Annotated in this window: 4 protein-coding genes; all 4 read left to right on the top strand. The window is 33.4% G+C overall.

Translation table 11 applies throughout. The features are described from left to right. Positions 1–172: 172 nt before the first annotated feature. Positions 173–730: a DUF4240 domain-containing protein gene (locus L692_RS0102080; RefSeq protein WP_025696755.1), complete on the top strand. Its 558-nt coding sequence runs from the start codon at positions 173–175 to the stop codon at positions 728–730. Positions 731–833: 103 nt separating this feature from the next. Further along, the gene (locus L692_RS0102075) at positions 834–1,526 is read left to right on the top strand and encodes a hypothetical protein (protein WP_156940280.1); all 693 of its coding nucleotides are present in this window, start codon (positions 834–836) and stop codon (positions 1,524–1,526) included. A gap of 102 nt (positions 1,527–1,628) precedes the next feature. Next, positions 1,629–2,147: a P-loop NTPase family protein gene (locus tag L692_RS0102070; protein ID WP_025696751.1), complete on the top strand. Its 519-nt coding sequence runs from the start codon at positions 1,629–1,631 to the stop codon at positions 2,145–2,147. Between the two features lie 306 nt (positions 2,148–2,453). Further along, positions 2,454–3,065 carry a class I SAM-dependent methyltransferase gene (locus tag L692_RS0102065; protein ID WP_025696749.1) on the top strand — a complete coding sequence of 204 codons (612 nt, stop codon included), beginning with the start codon at positions 2,454–2,456 and terminating at the stop codon, positions 3,063–3,065. Positions 3,066–3,131: the final 66 nt, after the last annotated feature.

Below are 3,131 nucleotides of genomic sequence, written 5' to 3'. Positions count from 1 at the left end.
GTCTCCAATTCTAAATATTAAATGCCGAATATATAATTGGTGGCATGCAAATTATAAAACCAAATCAATAGTTTTTTTGAGAGCGATTCAGATACGGCAATGAGCTCAGGAATAGCAACGTTCTAACAAATCCCCGCAATAGGAAATGATAACAAAACGGAGGTTCGTTTCGATGGAGACTGATTTTTTCTGGGAATTAATAAATAATTCCAAAAAGTATGGTATAGAACAAATTGAATGGTTAACTAAAGAATTAATCAAGAAAACTAGTGAAGAGATCATTCAATTCGAAATAGAATTTAGGAATAAGTTGGACAAATCATATACATCTTCATTATGGGGTGCAGCTTTTGTAATAATGGGAGGATGTTCAGACGATGGATTTGATTACTTCAGGAGTTGGTTAATTTCCCGAGGAGAAGAAATATTCAATCAGGCATTAATGAATCCTGAGTTTCTAGTTGAATATTTATCTGAGGACTGTTTACAAGAAGATGAATTTGCGCCCCAATTGGAAGAGATGTTATTAGTCGCTTCAGATGCGTACACTTATCAAAAAACCGGTATGTTCGAGTATAACCATGATATACATACAGAATTTATTAATGAGTTAGAAGTTCGAGGCTATAATTTTGAACCAATAGAAATTGAATTGGATTGGGAGGAAGAAGACCTGGAGGTGAGGTATCCTTTATTATGGGATAGATTTGGAGAGAACCCTCTGACTTAAGGAACGTTTGAAGGGCGGGGACGTCTTATACGATCATATTCACGAATCGGATGGTTCGACTTAATTTTTGTTATGGAGAAGAAACATTGGGTGAATGGACGTCGTGAACACGGAAACGATAGGCGAAAGAATCATAAAGGAGAACTATATGGAAACCACAGTATACCGAAATCAAGTGAATGAAGAGAGATTTATTAAGTCGTTTCTAATAGATGTTAAGAATTCTCTTATCAAATGGGATGAGCTAATAAGAAATAACTATATGGATTCAATGTATAAGGACAATTTTTATAAAGAGTACGGTAAGGGACTTGATACATGGTCTGTAACAGAACCAATATTAAAGTTCCTAATATATATAGAACTTCTCAAGAAATATAAAATTCGCCCTGAAGACCATGCATATAACGATAATAAAATGCTAGATTTTGCATTATATACTGAATTAACCGACCATTGCTATATAAGCGAGATCGGAATAGAACTTAAATGGGCTGTATTTACTAAAAAAGGATTGTTAAATCAAAGATCTCTCCAAACCTTAATTAATGATTTCGTGAAGATGAAAGAGCTGAAAAACCAATACAAATATTTTATTCAACATTCAATTACTGACCAGAAAGTAATTGTAAATCAAGATATATTAAATAAACAGATACTAAATGACGTTGATGGTAGACTGATGCGTAAATATATACCTAGAGTAATAAGTATAGAATCATTTGAAGTCTGGGGATCGAATGAAGAAATTAAGAAGAATTTTAACTTATGTTTGTGGGCTATTCAAAGAAGATAATCCCTTCGTCTAACATCGTTTTCACGCTGCGGGGCTCACGCCTCTCGGTCTGCAAGAGTAGCTGTGCTAGTGGATTCGGGCTTTCTTAAGGTGGTGAGTGAAATGAAAATTCGCATAATCGGGGCTTGTGGTAGCGGAAAATCATACATCGCAAAAAAACTATCGGACAAGTATGGAATAAATCACTATGAAATGGACAATCTTGTATGGGATCGTAGCGCTGTGAATTTACGATTTCCAATAGAGGTAAGAAATTCAATGTTAGATGAAATCATACATAAAGAAAATTGGATACTTGAAGGAACTCATTATAAATGGGGACAGGAGAGTTTTAGGAAAGCCGACTTAATATTTATTCTTCAACCCAATAGATATATTCGTAATCTAAGAGTAATTCAAAGATTTATAAAGACAAGAATGGGAATAGAACAATGGAATTACAAACAATCTGTAAAGAATTTATATCAAATGCTACTTATATATAATCGTGGATACGATCAGGAAAGTATACAACAGATTTTAGAGATTACAAATAAATATGAAGATAAGAGAATAATAACAAGGAACAAGCAAGAAATATTGGAACATGTTGAAGGGTATTTGTTAGCTGACTCGTTATGAAAATGATGCGGAAATAACCTAATAAAATTCAAGTGTATCATCAATGCAGAATAAATAAGCGTGTATAGATTCTCATTTTGGAAGAGAAGAAATTCGAAGGGAAAATCAGAATTTAACGCATTAATGATGTTGGAGGTTACTGATGAATAATAAGAAATATACTACTTGGAGTATTTTAATAGTAGTCGTTTCTTCTTTCATACAGCTGATGTGGTATATACCTTGATTAAGGATGGAACAATTTATTGGAATAAGAATTAATGCTGGTAATTTTTAGAATAGTGACTTTAGATCGGGGAGGTCCTTATGGTGGATAAAGATTTTCTCTTAAAAGCATATGGTCAATGTTATGATGCTGAAGCAGGTCCATGGAATTTATCTAAAGCGAGCTTGTATTTAGAATATTCGGTTAGGAAATTTTTTGAGGATAACTTTCAGATTAAAGAGAATATGAATGTCTGCAATATCGGAATAGGTGCTGGAAACTGGGACAGATACTTATCTTATCACATTGGTTTAAAAGGTACGCTTACAAGCGTTGATATTGATCCTTTATGTTGCAGACAGCTAAAAGAACGTTTGGAAAATGAGCATAATCCGAATAAAATTACAATTATATGCCAAGATGCTACTACGATTCAAAATATGAATTCAATGTACGATTTGGTCACGATGATAGGGAGTACCCGATTAGAATCCGGATTGTATGATGATATTCTCTCAAGCGCTGTTAACATGTTGAAGGACAATGGAGAATTATACTATATGACGCTGGATCAAACGGAAACAATGAACGATTTTGTACAATTCGCAGTAAAAAAACAATTAATTCTTGAAAACTATGTATTCGAATATAGCTACGGATTTCACTTGAGATATTGGAAGGTTATTAAATCCCAAAGCACTGTTTATGTATAGAAGGTAATGTCTAACGAATACATCTTATTCGGGTCTGTCAAGATTTTTGTGTAAACTCTTTTACAA

The organism is Paenibacillus forsythiae T98 (genome assembly GCF_000520735.1).
In the GTDB taxonomy this organism is placed as follows: domain Bacteria; phylum Bacillota; class Bacilli; order Paenibacillales; family Paenibacillaceae; genus Paenibacillus_AQ; species Paenibacillus_AQ forsythiae.
The sequence above is the reverse complement of the archived record's forward strand: the minus strand, read 5'-3'. Positions and strand labels throughout refer to the sequence as shown.